This window comes from Pseudomonas sp. AN3A02, assembly GCF_011765255.1.
Classification (GTDB): Bacteria; Pseudomonadota; Gammaproteobacteria; order Pseudomonadales; family Pseudomonadaceae; genus Aquipseudomonas.
In genome coordinates, this window is sequence record NZ_JAARNI010000005.1 from 278,639 (window position 1) to 301,148 (window position 22,510).

Consider the following 22,510-nt stretch of genomic DNA (forward strand, 5'->3'; position numbering starts at 1 on the left):
GCCAGGGATGCTCACCATGTTTGATTCGTTAAAAGCGACCAGCCGCCGTTTTTTCGTGGCCTTGATCTCAGTGGTGAGTGTTGTGTTCCGCGCCGTGCGATGGCTGGCGCGCAGCCTGTTCGGCCAGTGGCAACCGCCGCGTTGGCTGCAAGCCACCGGCAACGGCTTGGTCAACGTCGGCCATAAGGCCCGGGCGTATCCGCGCCAGGCCGCAGGTGGCGTTTTGGCCTTGGTGTTGCTGGTGGCCGCAGGCGTCTATGGCTGGCACTGGTATTCCCACCTGCCGCAACCCCATACCGTGGGCTATTCGCTGCACAAACCCAACCTGACGGATTACACCCAGCCGCAGCCGGTTGTGGATAACTTGCAGGTACGCTTCGCCGAATCCGTGGCACCCCTGGCAGCGATTGGCAAACCGGTCACCGAAGGCATCACGCTCAAGCCGACCATTGCGGGTACCTGGCGCTGGTCGGACGACCGCAGCCTGGTGTTCACCCCGGAAAAAGATTGGCCCGTCGACGCCCACTACACCATCGACCTGGCCAAGAAAAACCTGCTGGCCGACGGTGTACTGCTCAGCCAATACACCAGCCAATTCTCCACCCAGCCGTTCCGCGCGACGTTGACGCAAAACGAGTTGTACCAAGACCCGAGCAACCCGACGCAGAAACAGCTGGTAGCGACCTTCCACTTTTCCCACCCGGTAGATGAAGACAGCGTACGCAAGCGCGCCTCGGTAACCCTCGGCAAAGGCCTGGCCTACCGCGACGCGCAACTGCCCAACCGTCCGGAAGTCACCTTCGACGAGCACAAGCTCAACGCTTTTGTACGCTCCGCCGCCCTGGCCACTCCGCTGGAAAGCACCCCGGTCAGCGCCAAGCTCGATGAAGGCCTCAAAGCCCGTGACGGCGGCAACGCCAGCACTGCACCGTTGGTGGCCGAAGTCACCGTGCCCGGCCGCTATCGCCTGACCTTTACCGGCGCCGAAGTCAGCTTTGTCGACAACGAGCGCGGCGAGCCCGAGCCGGTATTGATGTTCAGCAGCTCCAGCGCCGTGGCCGACGAGACCATCGCCAACAAGGTGCAGGCCTGGATGCTGCCGGAAAAAGCCGAGGACGATACCCGCCCCTGGAACCTGCAAGACATCGACGACAAGCTGCTGGCCAGCAGCACCAAGGTCAAGCTGACCCACGTGCCGAGCGTCGAACCGCTGAATACCCTGCACGCCTTCAAGTTCAAGGCCCCGCCGGGCCGCGCCCTGTATGTGCGGGTACCGGCCAACCTGGAAGCCATCGGCGGCTACCTGGCGAAAAATCCGACAGCCTCTCTTGTGAGCATGCCGGCTTATCCGCGCACGCTGCAGTTCTTGTCCGACGGCGCCCTGCTCAGTCTCACCGGCGAAAAACGCCTGGGCTTCATGGCCCGTGGCGTGCCCGGCGCCCATGTGGAAATCGCCCGCCTGCTGCCCAACCAGTTGCAACACCTGGTGGACCAGAGCAGCGGCAGCTTTGCCCGACCGAATTTTGCCAATGACTACTTCGACCGGATGGTGGAGCGTCAGAGCCTGGACATTCCGCTGTCGGCTGGCGACCCGTCAAAAACCGTCTACGACAACGTCGACCTGAGCAGCTACCTGACGGCCAACGGCGGCCGCCGGGGCATTTTTGTGCTCAAGCTGAGCCCACAGGACGACCCGGCCGATCGCACCTTCGACTACTCGCGCAACACCACCAGCGACCTGCGTTTCATCGTGGTCACCGACTTGGGCATCATCGCCAAGCGCTCCAGCGATGGCAGCCATGATGTGTATGTGCAGTCCATCGGCAACGGCTCGCCGGTATCCGACGCCCAGGTCGATATCATCGGCCGCAACGGCTTGCCGGTCGCCAGCGGCCATACCGATGCCGAAGGCCACGCGCACTTTGCCAAGCTGGATGAACTGCGCCGTGAGAAAACGCCATTGATGTATGTGGTCAGTCGCGGCAATGACCAATCGTTCCTGCCGATTGCCCGTCAGTCCCAGCAGTTGGATTTGTCGCGCTTTGATGTAGGCGGCCTGGAAGAAGACGGTGCGATCAATCGTCTCAGCGCCTACCTGTTTACCGACCGCGGCCTGTACCGGCCCGGCGAGACCGCGCACCTGGGCATGATCGTGCGCAGCGGCGACTGGAAAGGCGCCCTGCAAGGCCTGCCGGTTGAGCTGCAGATCACCGACCCACGTGGTCTTGAGGTGATTCGCCAGCCATTGAAACTGTCGGCCAGCGGTTTTGAAACCTTCGACTTCCCAAGCAGCGAAGTGGCGCCATCTGGCGATTACACGGCGACCCTGCAACTGATCGGTGAGAAGCAGCGACGCACTGACCTGGGCAGCGTCAGCTTCAAGGTTCGCGATTTTGAACCGGACCGGATGAAAGTCAGCCTGAGCTTGCACGACACCCCGGTGCTGGGCTGGATCCCGCCGGACCAGGTGGTGGCCAAGGTCACCGCGATGCACTTGTTCGGCGCTCCGGCGGCGGGCCGTCGCGTCACGGCAAAAATGTCCCTGAGCCCAACGCTCGCGGCGTTTGATCGCTACCCGGATTACCGCTTCCGCCTGAATGACTCACTGGAAGAAGCCAGCTCCGAAGACTTGGCCGAAACCACCGTCGACGATAACGGCCAAGCGGTGCTGGACCTGAACCTGCAACGCTTCGCCAACAGCACCTACCGCCTGCAAGTGATGACCCAGGTCTACGAAGCCGAAGGCGGTCGCAACGTCGCCGCACAAAGCGCGTTGCTGGTGTCGGCAGCGCCGTACCTGGTGGGTGTGAAGAGCCAGGATTCGCTGTCCTTCGTCGCCAAGGACGCGCCGCGCCAGGTGCAATGGCTGGCCGTGGCGCCAGACCTCACGCCAGTCGCCGTGGACGGCCTGACCAGTGAAGTGGTCGAACACCGGTACGTCTCGGTGCTGGTGAAGCAATCCAACGGCACCTACAAATACGAGTCGCGCATCAAGAACATCAGCCAGCCGGCCTCGCCGGTGGTGATGACCAAAGACGGCGCCAAGCAAACCCTGAACACCGGTACCCCGGGCGATTTCACCCTGCAACTCAAGGACGCCAACGGCAACCTGCTGAACCAGATCGACTACAGCGTCGCCGGCCGGGGCAACACCTCGCGCTCCCTGGAACGCAATGCCGAGCTGCAACTGCGCCTGGATAAACGCAGCTACGCCACCGGTGATGAGATCGCCATCAGCATTCGTGCGCCGTACACCGGTGCCGGGTTGATCACCATCGAGCGGGACAAGGTCTACACCCAGCAGTGGTTCAAGGCCGACAGCACCAACAGCGTGCAACATATCCGCGTTCCTGCGGGGCTTGAGGGCAATGCCTACGTCAATGTGCAGTTCGTGCGGGACATCGGCTCGTCCGAGGTCTACATGAGCCCGCTGTCCTACGGCGTAGTGCCGTTCAGCATCAACCTGGATGCGCGGCGCATGGCGCTGAAAGTCGAAGGCCCGGCGAAGATCGAGCCGGGGCAGACCCTGGACATCAAGGTCAACGCCGACCGCCCTGGCCGCGCAGTGGTCTACGCGGTGGACGAAGGCATCCTGCAAGTGGCGCGCTACCAGACGCCGGACCCGCTGGGCTTCTTCTTCCAGAAGCGTGCACTGGAGGTCGGCACCAGTCAGATCCTTGACCTGATCCTGCCGGAATTCAGCCGCCTGCTCAGTGGGGCAGCGCCGGGTGGTGACACCGAAGGCGCCCTGGCCAACCACCTCAACCCGTTCAAGCGTAAACATCAGCCGCCAGTAGCCTGGTGGTCTGGCTTGGTGGACTTGCCGGCCGGTGAAACGGTGCTGCATTACCAGGTACCGGACAGCTTCAACGGCAAGCTGCACCTGTTTGCAGTCGCGGTGGACAGCGACAGCGTGGGCGTCAGCGAGGCCAACACCGAAGTGCGCGGGCCGCTGGTGATCACGCCGAACGTGCCGGCTTTTGTCGCGCCGGGTGATGTGTTCAGCGTCAGCGCCGGGGTGTTCAGCAACCTGGACGCAGCGGCGGACGTGAAGTTTGAAGTGCAGACCAGCAATGGCCTGCAGGTGCAAGGCGACAAGGGCAGCACTCTGGCGCTGCAACCGCGCAAGGAAGGCGTCGCCGAATTCAAGATCAAGGTGGGTGAAAACCTCGGCTCGGCAGACTTGCGCTTCGTCGCGGTGCTGCCGGATGGCAAGCGTATCCAGGTGGCGGAAACCACGTCGATCCGGCCATTGAGCGAACATCGGGTGGCCCTGAGCCTGGGCCGTTTCGACAGCGCCAGCAAAGAGCTGAAACCGACCCGCGATCTGTTCGGGCAGTTGCGCGATGTGCAATTGGGCGTCGCCGCTTCACCGCTGGTCTGGGCCAACGGCCTCAAGCATTACCTGGATGACTACGGCTACGCCTGCACCGAGCAATTGGTGTCCAAGGCCATGCCGGCGTTGATCTGGGGCGGTAACGCGCCGGAGGCCGAGCAGGCCTTCAGCGGCGCGGTGCGCATGCTGCGTCAGCGGCAGAACCAGGCCGGTGGTTTCGGCCTGTGGGCGGCCAACCCGGACGTGGCGCCATACGCCAGCCTGTACGCCACCGACTTCCTGATCGAAGCCAGGGAGCGCGGGCTGCCGGTACCAGAAGACCTGTTGCAACGTTCCAACGCGTACCTCACCGACCTGGCCAACGGCCCGAGCGAAGGTCTGTCGGAATTGCGCAACCGCGCCTATGCCAGTTACCTCCTGAGCCGTCAGGGGATTCTGGTGAGCGGTGCCTTGAGCGATATCCGCGAGCGCTACGAGAGCTACTTCAAGGACACCTGGCAGAACGACATTGGCGCCGCGTACCTCGCCGCCAGCTACAAGTTGCTCAAGCAGGATCGTCAGGCTGAGACGCTGTTCCGCAAGGTGCCGTGGCTTTCCCTGTCGGATAAATGGAACAGCGACGGCCTGTATTACGACCCGCTGGTGCACGACGCAGAGCACCTGCATTTGCTCGCCCGTCACTTCCCGGAAATGCTCGACGATGTGCCGGCAAGCCTGCTGGATAAACTCGGCAAGCGCCTCAACGAGCAACGCTACAACTCGCTGTCGGCGGCACTGTTGCTGCGGGCCCTGGACAACTATGGCCAGCGCGCGCAAAGCGACATGACCCTCAAGGCCACCGCATGGCTCAGCGATAAGCAGCAACAGCTGTTGCAGATGGCCGGCCAGCCGCCACGTGCGGCGGTGCCTGCCGGTACGCAAAAACTGCAGATGGAAAAGTCCGACGGCCCGGCGGCGTTCTACATGCTGAGCGAAGCCGGCTATGACAAAGGCGCCAACCTCAAGCCGATCAACAGCGGCCTGGAAATCATCCACGAATACCTCGACCTCAAAGGCAACCCAGTCAGCAAGGTCACGGTAGGTGATGAGTTCCTGGTGCGCCTGCGCTTGCGGGCCACCGACCGTGATCAGGTGCAACAAGTGGCCGTGGTCGACTTGCTGCCGGGTGGTGTCGAGCCTGTGTATAACTTGCCGCCGGAGCCGGAAGCGGCCAGCAGCGAGGAAAGCGAAGGCGACGATTCGGAGTACGTTGAAACCAGCGAAGACACCGAGGAAGCCGATGCCTGGCAGGCTCCGATCGGCGAGACCGACTTGAGCAACTGGCAACCGGACTACGTCGATGTGCGTGATGACCGAGTGGTGTTGTACGGCACCGCGCTGCGGGATGTAGGCACCTTCGTGTACCGCGTGCGCGCCACCAACGCCGGTACCTTCAATACGCCACCGGCCTACGCCGAGGGCATGTACGAAACCACCCTGCAAGGACGCGGCAAAGTAGGCCAGCTTGAAATTACCAAGCCTTAAAAGCCTGACGCCGCTGCTGGCAGCGGCGTTGATTCTGGCGGGGCTACGGTTGTGGCCCCACGCGCCGCTGGAACAGGCAGCCACCTCCTCACGGGTGGTGCTGGCCGATGACGGTTCGCTGCTGCGCATGACCCTGGCGGCTGACGGGCAATATCGCCTGTGGCTACCCCTGGAACGGATTTCTCCGTCACTGGTGGAGGCGTTGCTGCTCAAGGAAGACCGCAATTTCTACTGGCACCCAGGGATCAATCCCCCGGCGTTGCTGCGGGCGGCCATGGCCACCTATAGCGGCGGCCAGCGCCAGGGCGGCTCGACCCTGAGCATGCAGTTGGCCAGGCGCCTGTGGGATCTCAATACCCGCCAGGTGCCCGGCAAGCTGCAGCAAATGGCCTTGGCGTTGTGGCTTGAGGCGCGTTACAGCAAGCACGACATCCTTGAGGCCTACCTCAACCTGGCGCCCATGGGCGGCAATATCGAAGGTGCCGAGGCGGCCAGCCGGATTTATTTCGGCAAGTCAGCGGCGCAATTGTCCTTGTCTGAAGCGCTGGCGCTGGCAGTGATTCCGCAGCAGCCTGGCCGCCGCGCGCGCTTCGGGCCATCGCTGCAAACTGCTCGGCAACGGCTGATGGCCGACTGGCGGGAAACGTATCCACAAGACCCGCGTAACGACAGCTTGCTGGACCTGCCGCTGGAAGCCCGCAACCGCCAGCAGATCCCGTTTCTGGCACCGCACTTGAGCGAACAATTGCTGGCATCGCAAACCGGCACTGAGCTGAACAGCACCCTCAATCTGCCGCTGCAACAATTGCTGGAACGCCTGATCACCGGCTTCATCGCCGAGCGCCGCAGCAGCGGTGTGGAAAACGCCACGGCGATCCTGATCGACAGCCGCGACCAGAGCGTAAAAGCCCTGGTAGGCTCGGCGGATTACTTATCCACAGGCATCCACGGCCAGGTCAACGGCGTGTTGTCGCGGCGCTCGCCCGGCTCTACGCTCAAGCCATTCCTGTATGGGCTGGCGCTGGACCAAGGGGTGATCCACCCCATGAGCATCCTCAAGGATATGCCGAGTAACTTCGGCTACTTCCAGCCGGAAAATTTCGACGGCAGTTTTGTCGGACCGGTGACAGCCCGCGATGCGCTTATCCGCAGCCGCAACATCCCGGCCGTGTGGCTCGCCAGCCAAACCCGCTCGCCGTCACTCTACGGCTTGCTGCAACGGGCCGGGATCAAGGGCCTGCGGGGCGAAAGCCATTACGGCTTGGCGCTGGCCCTGGGCGGCGGCGAGATGACGCCCGAAGAGCTGGCGCGGCTGTACGTGATGCTCGCAGGTGATGGGCATTTGCGACCCTTGCGCTATTTGCAGGAGCAACCGCAAACCACCGGCGCCCAGCTACTCACACCACAGGCCGCGTTTATGGTTCGCGACATGTTGCGGCGCAACCCGCGCCCGGACGGGCTGCCGGGACGCCATTGGCGCACGGCCTGGAAGACCGGCACCTCATGGGGCTTTCACGATGCGTGGAGCGCCGGCCTCGTAGGCCCGTATGTGCTAGTGGTGTGGGTCGGTAACTTCGACGGTCGTCCGAATCCGGAATTTATCGGCGCGAAAACCGCGGCACCGCTGTTCTTCCGCATCGCCGACGCCCTGCCCCTGGCCCTGCCCAACGTGGTGATCAAACCCGACAAGCCGCCCGCCGGGCTGATCCGCATCGACGTCTGCGCGGCCTCCGGCGAGTTGCCCAACCGCTGGTGCCCACGTACCCGCAAGACCTGGTACATCCCCGGCGTGTCACCGATTCGTGTGTCCAACCTGCACCGCCCGGTGCTGATCGACACCCGCACTGGCAAAGCCGCGTGCCCGCCGTTCGACCCGCAGTACACCCGTGAAGAAGTCTTCGAGTTCTGGCCCAGCGATGTGCAGCGGCTGTTCCGTGCCGCCGGCCTGCCCCGGCGCACGCCGCTCAATGTGCAGAAAAGTTGCCAACCCAATCGCATCGGCGACCAGAGCGAGGCGCCGCAGATTCGCTCGCCGCTGACTCAGGTCAGTTATCACCTGCGCCTGTCACAGCCCCAGGAAAGCATTCCGCTGAACGCCAACGCGGCCAGTGATGCACTGACGCTGTATTGGTTTGCCGACCAGACCCTGATCGGCCAGGGCCCGCCGCAAACCACGCTGAACTGGCGGCCGGGTAAATCGGGGGAGTATCGGTTGCGTGTCACTGATGATCAGGGCCGCAGCGCCAGCCGGGGACTGAAGGTGGAGTTTGTGCCCTGATCAGGGATCTTCGTCGCCTAAACCGGCGGTGTCGGCATCTTTTGCGAAATGCTTGTACGCCATCCCTAGCTTGCGTTGCTCAAAGATCGAAAACACCAGGGTGCCCAGCAGAATCATCATCCACACCAAGAACACCTTCATGGTGTCCACCTGAGCCACCACCAGCAGCAACGTCACTACGCCGCCAATCACCATGCCCAGGCCCATCCAGGCACCCAGCACACGGCCCACCGCCAGGCGCATGCCCTTGGGCAGCAACAGCCGCAGCGCGAGCAACACCACAAACATTGTCAGCAAGAAGCCAAAAGCCGCCATGAAGGGAATCACGAAACCATTGTCACGGTACAACCAGGCCAGAAAACGATAGGCCGGATTCAGCTCCGCCATTTGCTGGTAGGTGGCGGGGCCGGGCAAATGCAGTTGGGCAAAATGTTCCGGGGTCATGGCCATGATGCCAACACCGATCAAGCCCACCACCACCGCGTAGAAACCACCGGCGCGCCACAGCGGCGCCAGCACACGGCGGTTCTCCACATCCTTGGTTTCAGCCAGGCCGAACACCGCATCACGTTGCCGGCCCTGGGCAATCACCGTCTTGCCCTCACGTTCGCAGGCGTCGCCAATCAGCATCACCTGCATATCCTGGGTGAGGAGCAGTTCGCCCTGGCGGCGGGAGCTGCTGATCCACTCATGGTCGCCAGGGCGCTTCTTGCCGAACAGGTCGATGCCTTCGGCAATCACCGTCACTTCCCCGGTGGCGTCCTGCAGGCGGAAGTCGTTGCAGCGAGCCTCGGCTGAGACCTGGCTCCAGCTCCAGTCGCCGTCCTTGTCTTTGGTGCCTTCTTCGATGATCCACACATAACCCGCACAAGGCTTGCCATTGACCGGGGAGATCAGCGGTGCGTCGACGATCACCTTGCCGTTCACTTCAACCAGGCCCATGGCCAATGAGCGTATCTGGCTGGTGGCCAGGCGTTGTTCGGTGCGATAGAAGTTGGGGCCGAAGCTGGCCAGCAAGCCAATCAAAATGCAGACGGGGAAAAACAGCGCAACCAGGATCGTCGGGGCGTAAACCATCAGGCCGATGAAGCCGGCGAGAAAGATCAGCGCCACTAGGGTTTTCCACGCCGGCTTTTTCGCGACAACACCCGCCTGAGTCGTTTTCATGCTCCCGGCACCTCAAGCTTCACGCCTTCGTAGCGGGTTTCTTCGGCACTGATGGCCAGCAGCGGGATGCGCTGGTAGCCGAGCATTTTTGCGAAGAACAGATCAGGGAAAATCGTGATGGCGATGTTGTAGAGGTTGACCGACTCATTGAAGAACTCCCGGCGGTCGGCGATACGTTCTTCCACCGCCGAAATCGCCTGCTGCAACTCCACCATGTTGGGGCCGGAGATCAGCGTCGGATAATTCTCGGCCACCGCAATCACCGACTTGAGTGCCGTATTGAGCTGGTTGGAGGCATCGACCTTATCGGTGAGGCTGCTGGCGTTGAGGTACGCGGTGCGGGCGTCGCTGAGGCGGGTGAACAGCGCGTTCTCATGGTTCATGGCGGCTTGCACCACGCGCATCAGGTCGGGAATCTGGTCCGCCCGTTGCTTGAGCAGCACGTCGATGTTGGCGAAGGCTTTATCCACATCGTTGCGGCGCATCACCAGGCCGTTGTAGACCCCCACCAGCCAGCCGACCAGGCCGACGACAATAATCAGCACGACGATACCGGCGATCAGCAGTTCGATGTTCATGGTGACGGCATTCCCTGGCTAGTTATCCACAGGGCGCATTCTAGGGGTAAAGCGGGGGAATACTCCCGGAATTAGTCCACAGAAACGGCAAGAGCCGATGTTCGGTAGCCTGAAAAAGCAAAACCCCCGAAGAACGGGGGTTTTGCTGGTTCTGGTGAGGCTTATTCCACCGTCACCGACTTCGCCAGGTTGCGCGGCTGGTCAACGTCAGTGCCCTTGAGCACGGCGACGTAGTACGACAGCAACTGCAGCGGGATGGTGTAGAGGATCGGCGACAGGGTGTCGTGGATGTGCGGCATGTTGATGACGTGGGTGCCTTCGCCATTGGTCATGCCGGCCTTTTCATCGGCGAACACGATCAATTGGCCGCCACGGGCGCGCACTTCCTGCAGGTTGGATTTGAGCTTCTCCAGCAGTTCGTTGTTCGGCGCGACGGTAACAACTGGCATGTCGTCATCCACCAGGGCCAACGGGCCGTGCTTCAGCTCACCGGCCGGGTAGGCTTCGGCGTGGATGTAGGAGATTTCCTTGAGCTTGAGCGAACCTTCCATCGCCACCGGGTATTGCGCGCCACGGCCGAGGAACAGGGTGTGGTGCTTGTCGGCGAACAGCTCGGCGACTTTTTCCACCGTGCTGTCCATAGCCAACGCTTCGCCCAGGCGGGCCGGCAGGCGGCGCAGTTCTTCAACCAGATGCGCCTCGACGCCTTCGCCCAGGGTGCCGCGAACCTGGCCAAGGGACAGGGTCAGCAGCAACAGGCCGACCAACTGGGTGGTAAAGGCTTTGGTGGAGGCCACGCCGATTTCGCGACCGGCCTGGGTCAGCAAGGTCAGGTCGGATTCGCGCACCAGGGAGCTGATGCCGACGTTGCAGATCGCCAGGCTGCCGAGGAAGCCCAGTTCCTTGGCATTGCGCAGGGCGGCCAGGGTGTCGGCGGTTTCGCCGGACTGGGAGATGGTCACGAACAGGGTGTCGGCCTGCACCACCACCTTGCGGTAGCGGAATTCGCTGGCAACTTCAACCTGGCACGGGATGCCGGCCAGTTCTTCGAGCCAGTAACGGGCAACCATGCCGGCGTGGTAGCTGGTGCCGCAGGCGACGATTTGCACGTTACGCACTTTGGCGAACAGCTCGGCGGCTTGCGGGCCGAAGGCTTGCACCAATACCTGGTTCTGGCTCAGGCGGCCTTCCAGGGTGCGTTGCACCACGGCCGGTTGCTCGTGGATTTCCTTGAGCATGAAGTGGCGGTACTCGCCCTTGTCGGCGGCTTCGGCACCGTCGCGGTACTGCACGGCTTCACGTTCCACGGACTGGCCGTTGACGTCCCAGATGGACACGCTTTCACGGCGGATCTCGGCGATATCGCCTTCTTCCAGGTACATGAAGCGGTCGGTCACCTGGCGCAGGGCCAGTTGGTCGGAGGCGAGGAAGTTCTCGCCAAGGCCCAGGCCGATCACCAACGGGCTGCCACTGCGGGCGGCGACCAGGCGGTCGGGCTGGCTGGCGCTGATCACGGCCAGGCCATAGGCGCCGTGCAGTTCCTTGACGGTGGCCTTGAGGGCGATGGTCAGATCGCCGAGGTCCTTGAGCTTGTGGTTCAGCAGGTGGGCGATGACTTCGGTGTCGGTGTCCGAGGTGAAGACATAACCCTGGCCTTTCAGCTGCTCACGCAGCACTTCGTGGTTTTCGATGATGCCGTTGTGCACAACCGCCAGGTCACCGGAGAAGTGCGGGTGGGCGTTGCGTTCGCACGGTGCGCCATGGGTGGCCCAGCGGGTGTGGGCGATCCCCAGGCGGCCTACCAGCGGCTCACCGGCCAATGCCTGCTCCAGTTCGCTGACCTTACCTGGGCGACGCATGCGCTCAAGTTTGCCGACGTTGGTGAAAAGCGCCACGCCGGCGCTGTCGTAGCCACGGTATTCCAGGCGTTTGAGGCCTTCGAGCAAAATGGCGGTGACGTTTCGTTCAGCAACTGCGCCAACAATTCCACACATGGTTTCTCTCCTAGATGACTGCCGCGCAAATCAGCGTGATACCGCGGGCTTGAATCTGGTCGCGGGCCTCAAGCGGCAGGCGATCATCGGTAATAAGGGTATGGACGCTGCCCCAGGGCAGTTCCAGGTTGGGGATTTTGCGGCCAATCTTGTCGGACTCGACCATCACCACCACTTCGCGGGCGACCTCGGCCATGACGCGGCTCAGTCCCAGCAATTCGTTGAAGGTGGTGGTGCCGCGCTCCAAGTCGATGCCATCGGCACCGATAAAGAGCTGGTCGAAATCGTAGGAACGCAGCACTTGCTCGGCAACCTGGCCCTGGAACGAGTCCGAATGCGGGTCCCAGGTGCCGCCGGTCATCAACAGCACCGGCTCATGCTCCAGGTCGCTCAAGGCGCTGGCCACGTGCAGGGAGTTGGTCATCACCACCAGGCCGGGCTGGTGGCCCAGTTCGGGGATCATGGCGGCGGTGGTACTGCCGCTGTCGATGATGATGCGTGCGTGTTCCCGCAAACGCCTGACGGCCGCACGGGCGATGGCGCGCTTGTAGGCCGAAATGGGCTGGGCCGGGTCGCCGACCAGTTCCTGGGGCATGGTGATGGCGCCGCCGTAGCGACGCAGCAACAGGCCGTTACTTTCGAGGGCGGCCAGGTCCTTGCGGATGGTCACTTCCGAGGTTTCGAAACGCTTGGCCAATTCGTCCACACTGACTTCGCCTTGCTCGGTGAGCAGGGCAAGGATGTTGTGGCGACGTTGGGGTGTATTTCGTTTCGACATGGTGATGATAAGTTTCGTTTCGAAAGATAACGAAGGCAATCAAAACCTATTCACTCAAAATGGTCAAGCATGCGACTGAGTTTTTTGAATCGACACAGATAAAAATGTGGGAGCGGGCTTGCTCGCGAAGACGGTTTGTCAGTCAGCACATGTATTAACTGAAAGACAGCCTTCGCGAGCAAGCCCGCTCCCACATGGGCACTACAGTGTTTCGCGGTTGTGGATAACTCAGGTCTTCTTGATTTTGACCGGGCGCTTCCAACCGTCGATGTTGCGCTGACGGGCGCGGGCTACAGCCAGTTGGGACTTATCCACATCCTGGTTGATAGTTGAGCCTGCGGCTGTGTTCGAGCCATCACCAATGGTGACGGGTGCAATCAACGAGTTGTTGGAGCCGATAAATACGTCTTCTCCAATAGTCGTCTGGTACTTGTTGGCGCCGTCGTAATTACAAGTGATGGCGCCAGCGCCGATATTGCTGCGGGCACCAATCACAGCATCACCGAGGTAGGCCAGGTGCCCTGCCTTGGCGTCATCGCCCATCTGTGCGTTTTTCAGTTCTACAAAGTTACCCACATGAGCCCTGGCACCCAGCACACTGCCCGGACGCAACCGCGCGAACGGACCAGCATCGCTGCCCTCGCCCATCACCGCACCGTCGATATGGCTGTTGGCCTTGATCACCACGCCTTTGCGCAGGGTGCTGTCCTTGATCACACAATTCGGGCCGATCACCACGTCGTCTTCAATGACCACGCGGCCTTCGAGGATCACGTTGATATCGATCAGCACATCGCGGCCTACGGTGACATCGCCCCGCACATCGAAACGTGCCGGATCACGCAGCGTCACGCCCAGCGCCATCAGGCGACGACCTTCACGCAGTTGGTAGTGACGCTCCAGCTCCGCCAGTTGCTTGCGGTCGTTGGCGCCCTGCACTTCCATTGGGTCGTGGGGCTGCTCGGTGGCGACCACCAGGCCATCACTGACGGCCATCTCGATGACGTCGGTCAGGTAGTACTCGCCCTGCGCGTTGTTGTTGGACAGACGGCTCATCCAGTCAGCCAGGCGATCGGCCGGGACCGCGAGGATGCCGGTGTTGCCTTCGGTGATGGCGCGTTGGGCTTCGCTGGCGTCTTTATGTTCGACGATGGCAGCGACCTTGCCGTCAGCGTTGCGCACGATGCGGCCGTAGCCGGTGGGGTCGTCCAGCTCGACGGTGAGCAGGCCCATCTGGCCTGGCACCACGTGTTTGAGCAGGCGCTGCAAGGTTTCCACTTCGATCAACGGCACGTCACCGTAGAGAATCAGCACGGTGTCGGCCTTGATGAACGGCACGGCTTGCGCGGTGGCATGGCCGGTACCCAATTGCTTGTCCTGCAATACGAAATTCAGGTCATCCGCCGCCAACCGCTCGCGCACCACATCGGCACCGTGGCCGATCACAACATGAATGCGCTGTGGATCCAGCTGCCGGGCGCTGTGGATAACATGGCCAAGCATGGAATTGCCGGCAACCGGGTGCAGCACCTTGGGCAGGGCCGAACGCATACGGGTGCCCTGGCCTGCGGCAAGAATTACGATTTCGAGAGACATGAATGGCTACCAATCCTGGGCGGTCAGACTTCAGACCAAAGAAGTGTTTTGCAAAAAAAGAAAAAGGGTAGCCGAGGCTACCCTTTTTAATCAATCACGCATGAGGCTTGACGGCTTAGCCGCCAAACTTCTTGCGGATCTGCTGGACGGTGCGCAGCTGAGCTGCGGCCTCGGCCAGACGTGCAGCAGCAGAACCGTAGTCGAAATCTGCGCCTTTTTCGTTCAGGGCCTTCTCGGCAGCCTTGACGGCTTCCTGAGCGGAGGCTTCATCCAGGTCAGCAGCACGTTGCACGGTGTCGGCAAGTACCTTGACCATGTTCGGCTGAACCTCTAGGAAACCACCAGAGATGTAAAACACCTCCCTTTCCCCGCCCAGCTTGGTCAGAGTGATCGGACCAGGCTTCAAGGATGTAATCAATGGCGCGTGGCCAAAGTTAATACCCAGGTCGCCCAGTTCGCCGTGTGCAATCACACTCTCGATCTGACCGGAGAAGATTTCCCCTTCCGCGCTGACGATATCGCAATGGAATGTCATAGCCATCTGATTGCCTCAACCTGATGAGCGCCCGTTACCGGGCGCCGGAATTACAGTTTCTTGGCTTTCTCGATCGCTTCTTCGATGCCGCCGACCATGTAGAACGCTTGTTCTGGCAGGTGGTCGTAGTCACCGTTGAGGATGCCTTTGAAGCCAGCAATGGTGTCTTTCAGGGAAACGTATTTACCCGAGGCACCGGTGAAGACTTCAGCCACGAAGAACGGCTGCGACAAGAAGCGCTGGATCTTACGAGCGCGGGATACCAACTGCTTGTCGGTTTCCGACAGCTCGTCCATACCCAGGATCGCAATGATGTCCTTCAGTTCTTTGTAACGCTGCAGAACGTACTGGACGCCGCGAGCGGTGTCGTAGTGTTCCTGGCCGATGACGTTCGGGTCCAGCTGGCGCGAAGTCGAGTCCAGTGGATCGACCGCTGGGTAGATACCCAGGGAGGCGATGTCACGGGACAGTACGACGGTGGCGTCCAAGTGGGCGAACGTGGTCGCTGGCGACGGGTCAGTCAAGTCATCCGCAGGTACGTATACCGCTTGGATCGAGGTGATCGAACCGTTTTTGGTCGAAGTGATACGCTCTTGCAGAGTACCCATCTCTTCGGCCAGGGTCGGCTGGTAACCTACTGCGGAAGGCATACGGCCCAGCAGTGCGGATACTTCAGTACCGGCCAGGGTGTAACGATAGATGTTGTCGACGAACAGCAGAACGTCGTTACCTTCGTCACGGAACTTCTCGGCCATGGTCAGGCCGGTCAGTGCTACGCGCAGACGGTTACCCGGCGGCTCGTTCATCTGACCGTAAACCAGTGCCACTTTGTCCAGAACGTTGGAATCCTTCATCTCGTGGTAGAAGTCGTTACCCTCACGAGTACGCTCACCCACACCGGCGAACACGGAATAACCGCTGTGCTCGATGGCGATGTTACGGATCAGTTCCATCATGTTTACGGTTTTGCCTACACCGGCACCACCGAACAGACCGACTTTACCGCCCTTGGCGAACGGGCAAACCAGGTCGATAACCTTGATGCCGGTTTCCAGCAGGTCGTTGCCGCCCGCCTGTTCCGCGAAGGAAGGCGCAGGACGGTGAATGCCCCAGCGCTCTTCGGTTTCGATTGGACCGGCTTCGTCGATCGGGTTACCGAGGACGTCCATGATCCGGCCCAGGGTCGCTTTACCGACGGGTACGGAGATGGCGGCGCCAGAGTCAGTGACTTCCAGACCGCGCTTCAAGCCTTCGGTGGAACCCATTGCAATGGTACGAACCACGCCGTCGCCCAGCTGCTGCTGAACTTCCAGGGTGGTGCCTGCATCGCTTTTGACTTTCAAAGCGTTGTAGATGCTCGGTACGCTGTCGCGTGGGAATTCCACGTCGATAACGGCGCCGATGATTTGAACGATACGTCCGCTACTCATAGCTGGATCCTCTGAATATTTGAACCGTTAAACCGCGGCAGCGCCGCCGACGATTTCCGAGATCTCTTGGGTGATCGCAGCCTGACGCGCCTTGTTGTAGATCAGCTGCAAATCGCTGATCAAATCACCGGCGTTGTCGGTAGCGTTCTTCATCGCGATCATCCGCGCAGCTTGTTCAGCCGCGTTGTTCTCGACCACCGCCTGGTACACCTGCGACTCCACGTAGCGCACCATCAAGCCGTCAAGCAGCTCTTTGGCGTCTGGTTCGTAGAGGTAGTCCCAGTGGTGCTTGAGTTCTTGTTCCGGGGTCGCCACCAATGGAATCAACTGCTCCACGGTAGGCTGCTGCGTCATGGTGTTGATGAACTTGTTGGATACCACGGACAGGCGGTCAATCCGGCCTTCCAGGTATGCATCCAGCATCACTTTGACGCTGCCGATCAAATCATTGATCGACGGTTCTTCACCCAGGTGGCTGATAGCTGCAACGACGTTACCGCCGAAGTTGCGGAAAAAGGCCGCACCCTTGCTACCGACCACACACAGATCGATCTCGACGCCGTTTTCGCGGTTTACCGCCATGTCCTTGACCAGGGCCTTGAACAGGTTGGTATTCAAACCACCGCACAAACCACGGTCACTGCTCACCACGACATAACCGACGCGCTTAACTTCACGGTCGAGCATGAACGGGTGGCGATATTCCGGGTTGGCGTTGGCCAGATGACCAATAACCTGGCGGATACGCTCCGCGTAGGGACGGCTAGCAGCCATGCGCATTTGTGCCTTGCGCATTTTGCTGACCGCCACTTTTTCCATGGCGCTGGTGATCTTTTGCGTGCTTTTGATGCTCGCAATCTTACTGCGAATCTCTTTTGCGCCTGCCATGTAACACCTATCAGGTTAGCAAGCGGGAGCCTCGCGGCCCCCGCTGCGGCTTACCAGGTTTGGGTGGCCTTGAACTTCTCGATACCGGCTTTGATGCCAGCGTCGATGTCGTCATTGAAGTCACCCTTCACGTTGATCTTCGCCATCAATTCGGCGTGATCGCGGTTGAAGTAAGCAATCAGCGCTTGTTCGAAGCTGCCGACCTTGGTGATTTCAACGTCGGTCAGGAACCCACGCTCAGCGGCATACAGCGACAGCGCCATGTCAGCGATCGACATTGGTGCGTATTGCTTCTGCTTCATCAGCTCGGTAACGCGCTGACCATGCTCAAGTTGCTTACGGGTCGCTTCGTCCAGGTCAGAAGCGAACTGGGCGAATGCCGCCAGTTCACGGTACTGAGCCAGAGCGGTACGGATACCACCGGAGAGCTTCTTGATGATCTTGGTCTGAGCGGCACCACCCACACGGGATACCGAAACACCGGCGTTCACTGCAGGACGGATCCCGGAGTTGAACATGGCCGATTCCAGGAAGATCTGACCGTCGGTGATGGAAATCACGTTGGTCGGAACGAACGCGGAAACGTCGCCAGCCTGGGTTTCGATGATCGGCAGTGCGGTCAGGGAACCGGTTTTGCCGGTCACTGCGCCGTTGGTGAACTTCTCTACGTATTCTTCCGAAACGCGGGATGCGCGCTCCAGCAGACGGGAGTGGAGATAGAACACGTCGCCTGGGTAAGCTTCACGGCCTGGTGGACGGCGCAGCAGCAGGGAAATCTGGCGGTAAGCCACTGCTTGCTTGGACAGATCGTCATAAACGATCAGCGCGTCTTCACCGCGGTCGCGGAAGTATTCGCCCATGGTGCAACCGGAGTACGGTGCCAGGAACTGAAGTGCAGCGGATTCGGAAGCACTGGCGGCCACGACGATGGTGTTAGCCAAGGCGCCGTTTTCTTCCAGCTTGCGAACCACGTTGGCGATGGTCGATTGTTTCTGACCGATTGCTACGTAGACGCAGAAAATCCCGCTGTCTTTCTGGTTGATGATCGCGTCGATCGCCAGAGCGGTTTTACCGATCTGACGGTCACCGATGATCAGCTCACGCTGGCCACGGCCGACAGGAATCATGGCATCGACAGCCTTGTAGCCAGTCTGTACAGGCTGGTCTACCGACTTACGCCAGATCACGCCTGGAGCAACTTTCTCGACCGCATCGGTCTCGGTGTTGTTCAGCGGACCTTTGCCGTCAACTGGGTTACCCAGTGCGTCGACAACGCGACCCAGCAGTTCCTTACCAACCGGAACCTCCAGGATGCGGCCTGTGCACTTGGCGCTCATGCCTTCAGCCAGAGTCTGGTAGGAGCCCAATACAACGGCACCTACAGAGTCTTGCTCCAGGTTGAGAGCCATACCGAAGACGCCGCCCGGAAACTCGATCATCTCGCCGTACATTACGTCGGCCAGACCGTGAATCCGCACGATGCCGTCAGATACGCTGACGACAGTGCCTTCGTTACGGGCTTGGGAGGTCACATCGAGCTTGTCGATGCGGCCCTTGATAATTTCACTTATTTCGGAAGGATTGAGTTGCTGCATTGCTCTGCTGCCCCTTCAAACTCAAGATTTCAATGCTTCGGCAAGATTCGCGAGTTTGCCGCGAATCGAGCCATCGATAACCAGGTCGCCGGCGCGAATGATGACACCACCAATCAGGGTGGCATCCTCCGCAACTTGCAGGCGCACTTCCCGGTCGAGTCGTGCACTGAGAACCTTGGCGAGTTTGTCTTGCTGTTCTTGGTTCAATGCAAAAGCACTGGTCACTTCAACGTCTACCGATTTCTCTTGTTCGGCCTTGTACAGGTCAAACAGAGCGGCGATCTCCGGCAGAAGCGGGAGACGGTCGTTTTCGGCAACGACGTGGATGAAGTTCTGCACTTTTACATCAAACTTGTCGCCGCACACGTCAATAAACGTGGCGGCCTTGTCTGCGCTCGTCAGTCGCGGGGCCTTGAGCACGCGCTGCATGGTGTCGTCTTGCGACACTGCTGCAGCCAGGCCGAGCATGGCTGACCAAGAGGCCAGCTGCTGGTGGGCCTGGGCGTGCTCGAAGGCTGCCTTAGCGTAAGGTCGGGCCAACGTGGTCAATTCTGCCATGATCGCCCTCGCTTAAATTTCAGCAGCCAGTTTGTTTACCAGCTCCGCGTGCGCGTTTTGATCGATTGTGGCACCCAGGATCTTCTCAGCACCGCCGACGGCCAGAGCACCCAGTTGGGCACGCAGCGCATCTTTGACACCGTTCAGTTCCTGCTCGATCTCGGCTTGAGCCTGAACCTTCACACGGTCAGCGTCGATACGGGCTTTTTCAACAGCCTCTTCAACGATCTGGTTACCGCGTTTCTTGGCTTGCTCAATGATTTCAGCTGCCTGAGCTTTCGCTTCGCGCAGTTGTTGACCCGCTTTATCTTGGGCCAACTCCAGGTCGCGAGCTGCTCGTGCGGCAGCGTCCAGTCCGTCTGCGATCTTCTTCTGACGTTCGTGCAAAGCCGCGATGACCGGAGGCCATACGAACTTCATGCAGAAAACTACAAAAATCAAGAACGCTAAGGACTGACCAATAATGGTTGCATTAATGTTCACGCCAATACCTCGCTCGTTCGTTGCACAACACACCAATCACTCGAAAAAACGAGTGATTAACCGGCGAGTTGACCAACGAAGGGGTTCGCGAAGGTGAAGAACAGAGCGATACCAACACCGATCATGGTCACGGCGTCGAGCAGGCCGGCGACGATGAACATTTTAACTTGCAGCATTGGAACCATTTCTGGCTGACGCGCTGCGCCTTCCAGGAACTTGCCGCCCAGCAGGCCGAAACCAATGGCAGTACCCAGGGCGCCCAGGCCGATCAACAGTGCAACAGCGATAGCGGTTAGACCAACTACAGTTTCCATCTTTCCTCCCGACTTTTACGTCGTATGGTTTAGGTTTTTTAGATTTTAAAGCGGTAAAACAAATCGTTTCATAGCCCTTCAGGGCTACCTCCCGTTTGACCGGGAGGGACATCAGACTAGTCGAGACTGGTCTTAATGGTTCTCTTCGTGCGCCATCGACAGGTAGACGATGGTCAGCATCATGAAGATAAACGCCTGCAGGGTGATGATCAGGATGTGGAACACAGCCCACGCCCACTGCAGAACAATGCCCAGGCCGCTAAGCCAGAGCAGACCACTGCCGAACATCACAGCGATCAGAATGAACACCAGCTCGCCGGCATACATGTTGCCGAACAGTCGCAGAGCCAGGGAAATCGGCTTGGCGATCAGGGTCACGAATTCCAGCAGGAAGTTCACCGGGATCAGCAGGGCTTGAAGGAAAATATTCTTGCTGCCGAACGGGTGCAGGGTCAGTTCGCCGATGAAGCCGCCGATGCCCTTGATCTTGATGCTGTAGAAAATGATCAACACGAACACCGACAGGGCCATGCCCAGGGTAGCGTTCGGGTCAGTGGTCGATACGGCACGGAATGGAATGTGCGGATCGCCGGAGATCGCCATGGCCAACTGAGGAATCCAGTCGACCGGAATCAGGTCGACGGCGTTCATCAGGAACACCCAGACGAAGATGGTCAGTGCCAACGGTGCAATCACCGCGCTACGACCATGGAAGCTGTCTTTCACGCTGCCATCGACGAATTCGACCAATACTTCAACGAAGTTCTGCAAAGCACCTGGCTGACCGGAAGTCGCCTTCTTTGCCGCCATGCGGAAAATCAGGACGAAGATCAGACCCAATGCGACAGACCAGCCCAGAGTATCCAGGTGGAATGCCCAGAAGCCCATTTCTTTGGCTTCTGCTGCGGTGTGGGCAAAGCCCCAGCCGCCGTTGGGAAGCTGACCGAAGGTCAGGTTCTGCAAGTGGTGCTGGATATAGCCCGAAGCGGTTGTTTCTGCCATGGTTGCCTCAAACGCCCTAAGGTTTCGAAAGTCTTGTTTTCATTAGCAGGGGAGCGAACCAGCTGACCAGTTGGGTCAGCACGAAGACGCCGAATACAGCCAGCGGCGCCAATGGCTTCACACCTGCAAAGGTCAGTGCAAACAGCACTGCCGTCAAAATCAATTTCCCCGCCTCGCCGGCATAAAAAGACCGGACGATGGCTTGGGCTGCTCGGGCGCCGGAAAACCGAAAGGCCCTGTGAGCAAAATACATATTGGGCAGCAAGGCTATCAGGCCTCCGCAGAGTCCCGAGTATCCGGCTACGACTCCATGCCAATACCAAAGCGCCAAAGCGGCGATCAGCAGGATGACAAATTGAGCCAATAAAACCGGGAAAACGGCCAAGCGATGGAACGGCAACGTGTTTGGCGTGCGGGTTTCCATCACTCTTGCTCCTCAATGGTCGGCTGCCGGAAATCAATAACTTGGCATAATTTGTGCCGACAAAATGCGCGCAGAGTATAGGGGCGGTTCTGCCCCTATTCAACTGCCGGGTAGTGATTTCCGACTGCGCGCTACATAAGCAATTGTTTCAACGGATGTGGGCAAGGACGCCCTGAAGCTCATCCAATGAGTTATATCCGATGACCAATTGCCCTTTACCTTTCTTGCCGTGGCGAATTTGCACCGCAGAGCCTAGGCGCTCGGCCAGGCGCTGCTCCAGGCGTGCAATATCCGGATCAGGTTTGGCGGTTTCTACCGGTGCAGGTTTGCCACTGAGCCACTGGCGAACCAGGGCTTCGGTCTGACGAACGGTGAGGCCTCGTGCGACAACGTGTCGCGCCCCTTCAACCTGTTGATTTTCCGGCAAACCGAGCAAGGCACGGGCATGACCCATTTCCAGGTCGCCGTGGGAAAGCATGGTTTTGATGACTTCTGGCAGCGCAATCAGCCGCAGCAGGTTGGACACGGTCACGCGGGACTTGCCCACCGCATCCGCGACTTCCTGCTGCGTCAGTTTGAATTCCTGCTGCAAACGCTGCAGGGCGATCGCTTCCTCGATCGGATTGAGGTCTTCACGCTGGATGTTCTCGATCAACGCCATGGCGATGGCGGTCTCATCCGGCACATCACGCACCATCGCCGGGATGGTTTCCTTGCCGGCCTGTTGGCTGGCGCGCCAGCGGCGTTCGCCGGCGATGATTTCAAAGCGGCCAGCACCAATCGGGCGCACCACGATCGGCTGCATCACGCCCTGGGCCTTGATCGAATTCGCCAATTCTTCCAGCGCCTGGGGGTCCATGTCCCGGCGCGGCTGGTATTTGCCGCGCTGGATCAGGTCCAGCGGCAGGTGCTGCAGCTCACGCTCGTCGGCCTGCACCGCTTGCTCTTCAAGGGTCGTGACAGTCGGACCACTCAGCAGTGCATCCAGTCCACGTCCGAGACCTCGTTTCTTGACGGCCATGGGGATTCC

17 protein-coding genes are annotated in these 22,510 nt (G+C 60.1%); 2 read left to right on the forward strand and 15 right to left on the reverse strand.

The window, feature by feature from the left end:
- Nucleotides 1-16: 16 nt before the first annotated feature.
- Nucleotides 17-5,860 (forward strand): alpha-2-macroglobulin, encoded by a 5,844-nt coding sequence (locus HBJ59_RS20650; RefSeq protein WP_167664600.1) that lies wholly within the window; start codon nucleotides 17-19, stop codon nucleotides 5,858-5,860.
- Nucleotides 5,841-8,138 (forward strand): penicillin-binding protein 1C, encoded by a 2,298-nt coding sequence (gene pbpC / locus HBJ59_RS20655; protein ID WP_167664601.1) that lies wholly within the window; start codon nucleotides 5,841-5,843, stop codon nucleotides 8,136-8,138. Before HBJ59_RS20650 ends, pbpC begins: the two co-directional genes overlap by 20 nt.
- On the opposite strand, the gene HBJ59_RS20660 is transcribed toward pbpC, so the two are convergent.
- The 15 genes from HBJ59_RS20660 to HBJ59_RS20730 form a co-directional block, all read right to left on the reverse strand.
- The gene (locus HBJ59_RS20660; RefSeq protein WP_167664602.1) at nucleotides 8,139-9,305 is read right to left on the reverse strand and encodes a hypothetical protein; all 1,167 of its coding nucleotides are present in this window, start codon (nucleotides 9,303-9,305) and stop codon (nucleotides 8,139-8,141) included.
- Entirely contained in the window at nucleotides 9,302-9,883 is a 582-nt protein-coding gene (locus tag HBJ59_RS20665; RefSeq protein WP_167664603.1) for a LemA family protein, read from the reverse strand. The genes HBJ59_RS20660 and HBJ59_RS20665 overlap by 4 nt, the downstream gene beginning before the upstream one ends.
- A gap of 161 nt (nucleotides 9,884-10,044) precedes the next feature.
- A complete protein-coding gene (gene glmS / locus HBJ59_RS20670) occupies nucleotides 10,045-11,877 on the reverse strand; it encodes a glutamine--fructose-6-phosphate transaminase (isomerizing) (protein WP_167664604.1) in 1,833 nt (610 codons plus the stop codon).
- Between the two features lie 10 nt (nucleotides 11,878-11,887).
- Nucleotides 11,888-12,655, reverse strand: coding sequence for a DeoR/GlpR family DNA-binding transcription regulator (locus tag HBJ59_RS20675; RefSeq protein ID WP_076013256.1), 768 nt, complete (start codon nucleotides 12,653-12,655; stop codon nucleotides 11,888-11,890).
- A 228-nt stretch (nucleotides 12,656-12,883) separates the two neighbouring features.
- Nucleotides 12,884-14,251 carry a bifunctional UDP-N-acetylglucosamine diphosphorylase/glucosamine-1-phosphate N-acetyltransferase GlmU gene (glmU, locus tag HBJ59_RS20680; RefSeq protein WP_076013257.1) on the reverse strand — a complete coding sequence of 456 codons (1,368 nt, stop codon included), beginning with the start codon at nucleotides 14,249-14,251 and terminating at the stop codon, nucleotides 12,884-12,886.
- A 115-nt stretch (nucleotides 14,252-14,366) separates the two neighbouring features.
- Nucleotides 14,367-14,792 carry a F0F1 ATP synthase subunit epsilon gene (locus HBJ59_RS20685; protein ID WP_008439541.1) on the reverse strand — a complete coding sequence of 142 codons (426 nt, stop codon included), beginning with the start codon at nucleotides 14,790-14,792 and terminating at the stop codon, nucleotides 14,367-14,369.
- A 44-nt stretch (nucleotides 14,793-14,836) separates the two neighbouring features.
- On the reverse strand, nucleotides 14,837-16,216 hold the full coding sequence (gene atpD, locus HBJ59_RS20690) for a F0F1 ATP synthase subunit beta (protein ID WP_076013259.1): 1,380 nt from the start codon (nucleotides 16,214-16,216) through the stop codon (nucleotides 14,837-14,839).
- A 27-nt stretch (nucleotides 16,217-16,243) separates the two neighbouring features.
- Nucleotides 16,244-17,104 (reverse strand): F0F1 ATP synthase subunit gamma, encoded by an 861-nt coding sequence (atpG, locus tag HBJ59_RS20695; protein WP_076013260.1) that lies wholly within the window; start codon nucleotides 17,102-17,104, stop codon nucleotides 16,244-16,246.
- A gap of 50 nt (nucleotides 17,105-17,154) precedes the next feature.
- Nucleotides 17,155-18,699 (reverse strand): F0F1 ATP synthase subunit alpha, encoded by a 1,545-nt coding sequence (gene atpA / locus HBJ59_RS20700; RefSeq protein WP_076013261.1) that lies wholly within the window; start codon nucleotides 18,697-18,699, stop codon nucleotides 17,155-17,157.
- 21 nt (nucleotides 18,700-18,720) lie between these two features.
- A complete protein-coding gene (locus HBJ59_RS20705) occupies nucleotides 18,721-19,257 on the reverse strand; it encodes a F0F1 ATP synthase subunit delta (RefSeq protein WP_003213551.1) in 537 nt (178 codons plus the stop codon).
- Between the two features lie 12 nt (nucleotides 19,258-19,269).
- Nucleotides 19,270-19,740, reverse strand: coding sequence for a F0F1 ATP synthase subunit B (locus tag HBJ59_RS20710; protein ID WP_008439543.1), 471 nt, complete (start codon nucleotides 19,738-19,740; stop codon nucleotides 19,270-19,272).
- 56 nt (nucleotides 19,741-19,796) lie between these two features.
- The gene (gene atpE / locus HBJ59_RS20715; protein WP_002555987.1) at nucleotides 19,797-20,054 is read right to left on the reverse strand and encodes a F0F1 ATP synthase subunit C; all 258 of its coding nucleotides are present in this window, start codon (nucleotides 20,052-20,054) and stop codon (nucleotides 19,797-19,799) included.
- A 132-nt stretch (nucleotides 20,055-20,186) separates the two neighbouring features.
- Nucleotides 20,187-21,056 (reverse strand): F0F1 ATP synthase subunit A, encoded by an 870-nt coding sequence (atpB, locus tag HBJ59_RS20720; RefSeq protein WP_076013262.1) that lies wholly within the window; start codon nucleotides 21,054-21,056, stop codon nucleotides 20,187-20,189.
- Nucleotides 21,057-21,072: 16 nt separating this feature from the next.
- Complete coding sequence (locus tag HBJ59_RS20725) at nucleotides 21,073-21,480, reverse strand: F0F1 ATP synthase subunit I (RefSeq protein ID WP_010565865.1); 408 nt, start codon at nucleotides 21,478-21,480, stop codon at nucleotides 21,073-21,075.
- A gap of 148 nt (nucleotides 21,481-21,628) precedes the next feature.
- Nucleotides 21,629-22,501, reverse strand: coding sequence for a ParB/RepB/Spo0J family partition protein (locus tag HBJ59_RS20730; RefSeq protein ID WP_003213558.1), 873 nt, complete (start codon nucleotides 22,499-22,501; stop codon nucleotides 21,629-21,631).
- Between the last annotated feature and the right edge of the window lie 9 nt (nucleotides 22,502-22,510).

Coding starts and splice junctions, on each gene's coding strand:
- HBJ59_RS20650 (WP_167664600.1), top strand. CDS start 17: ATGTTTGATTCGTTAAAAGCGACCAGCCGCCGTTTTTTCGTGGCCTTG.
- HBJ59_RS20660 (WP_167664602.1), bottom strand. CDS start 9,305: ATGAAAACGACTCAGGCGGGTGTTGTCGCGAAAAAGCCGGCGTGGAAA.
- HBJ59_RS20665 (WP_167664603.1), bottom strand. CDS start 9,883: ATGAACATCGAACTGCTGATCGCCGGTATCGTCGTGCTGATTATTGTC.
- glmS (WP_167664604.1), bottom strand. CDS start 11,877: ATGTGTGGAATTGTTGGCGCAGTTGCTGAACGAAACGTCACCGCCATT.
- HBJ59_RS20675 (WP_076013256.1), bottom strand. CDS start 12,655: ATGTCGAAACGAAATACACCCCAACGTCGCCACAACATCCTTGCCCTG.
- glmU (WP_076013257.1), bottom strand. CDS start 14,251: ATGTCTCTCGAAATCGTAATTCTTGCCGCAGGCCAGGGCACCCGTATG.
- HBJ59_RS20685 (WP_008439541.1), bottom strand. CDS start 14,792: ATGGCTATGACATTCCATTGCGATATCGTCAGCGCGGAAGGGGAAATC.
- atpD (WP_076013259.1), bottom strand. CDS start 16,216: ATGAGTAGCGGACGTATCGTTCAAATCATCGGCGCCGTTATCGACGTG.
- atpG (WP_076013260.1), bottom strand. CDS start 17,104: ATGGCAGGCGCAAAAGAGATTCGCAGTAAGATTGCGAGCATCAAAAGC.
- atpA (WP_076013261.1), bottom strand. CDS start 18,699: ATGCAGCAACTCAATCCTTCCGAAATAAGTGAAATTATCAAGGGCCGC.
- HBJ59_RS20705 (WP_003213551.1), bottom strand. CDS start 19,257: ATGGCAGAATTGACCACGTTGGCCCGACCTTACGCTAAGGCAGCCTTC.
- atpE (WP_002555987.1), bottom strand. CDS start 20,054: ATGGAAACTGTAGTTGGTCTAACCGCTATCGCTGTTGCACTGTTGATC.
- atpB (WP_076013262.1), bottom strand. CDS start 21,056: ATGGCAGAAACAACCGCTTCGGGCTATATCCAGCACCACTTGCAGAAC.
- HBJ59_RS20725 (WP_010565865.1), bottom strand. CDS start 21,480: ATGGAAACCCGCACGCCAAACACGTTGCCGTTCCATCGCTTGGCCGTT.
- HBJ59_RS20730 (WP_003213558.1), bottom strand. CDS start 22,501: ATGGCCGTCAAGAAACGAGGTCTCGGACGTGGACTGGATGCACTGCTG.